This window comes from Bacillus sp. JJ1521 (genome assembly GCF_036965165.1).
GTDB lineage: Bacteria > Bacillota > Bacilli > Bacillales > Bacillaceae_L > Ferdinandcohnia.
On sequence record NZ_JBALOX010000028.1, the window covers coordinates 57,496 to 58,843 of the forward strand.

The 1,348-nt window shown below is 36.2% G+C and carries 1 protein-coding gene; it reads right to left on the reverse strand.

Annotated features, from left to right (window positions below):
* Positions 1-87: 87 nt before the first annotated feature.
* Positions 88-1,344, reverse strand: a complete 1,257-nt coding sequence (locus V7147_RS05280; protein WP_335366816.1) for an ABC transporter substrate-binding protein — start codon at positions 1,342-1,344, stop codon at positions 88-90.
* Between the last annotated feature and the right edge of the window lie 4 nt (positions 1,345-1,348).

Below are 1,348 nucleotides of genomic sequence, written 5' to 3' on the forward strand. Positions count from 1 at the left end.
TTTTTGAACACGCACTTTAATTAATAAATGGGGTTGTCTTGTTGGACAGCCCCATTTATTTAGTTAATCAGAAATTTTTACTCACCATTATTCAAATGGTGATTTTTCTGGCATTGTTACTTTTTCTTTTGTTTCAACGATTTCAGGTACAAGCTTGCCGTCTTTCACAACGTTTTTCGTGATATAGAAGTTTTGAATGACATTATGCGTTTTTTCATCAATTGAAACTGGTCCACGTGGACTATCATAAGAAATACCTGGTAATTCTTTGATTACTTTTTCAGCTTCCACGCCACCTGCTGCAGTTAGAGCTTTGTCAAGAACTGTTGCTGAGTCATATCCATTAACAGAGAACGTATTAGGAAGCTTTCCGTATTTCTTTTCATAACCTTCAACAAATTTTTTGTTTAAATCATTTTCCAACCAAGGTGAGTATACAGTTCCAGCAAGATATCCTTCCGAACTATCTCCAGTTGGCTCTAACATTAGTAAATCACCAAATTCTAAAGTTCCAGACATTGGAATTTTATCTTTCAAACCAAATTCTTCGTATTGTTGAATATAACGAATTCCGTCACTACCAGCAAAGAAAGAGTAGATTACATCAGGCTTTAAGCTAGATGCTTCTTGTAAATACGTGGAGAAATCATTTGTTCCTAATTTCGGATAAAGTTCTTTTAATACAGTACCGCCTGCTTCTTCATAAGCCGCCTTAAAGGATCTTAAGACTTCAATACCAGCTGGGAAGTCAGAACCCATGATAACTGCATTTTTACCGATATTATCCGCTACATACTCTGCGAGAGGATGTCCATTTTGCCAGTTAGACCAAGAAACACGGTATACATAATCACTCTTTTTACCCCAATTTAGATCGTCTGCTGCTGCGTTTGGTATAATCATAGGAATTTTATCTTTATTTACTTCATCACGTAATGCAAGAGCGATAGAAGAGTTAGTAGGACCAACCAGAAGATCTACTTTTTCACTATGAACTAATTGACGATATTTTCTTAGACCTACTTGAGGATTTCCTTCGTCGTCTTCAAATTTAAGCTCTACTTTTTTACCGCCTAATTTCCCATCATGTTCTTCTAAATAAAGTTCGAATCCTTGTTTAATACCATCAGATAATGGAGCTAATGGACCTGTAAAGGATAGGACAAAACCAATTTTAATCGTTTCGCTTTCTGTTGATGGATTGTCCGATCCACCTGATTGAGGCTTATCCCCTGAGGAGGTAGATTGTTGTTTTCCTCCTGAACAGCCTGCAACAAATATCATCATTGCTATAAGAAGCATGCATATAAATTTCCACTTTGTTTTCATTTTCCTTTTCTCCACTTTC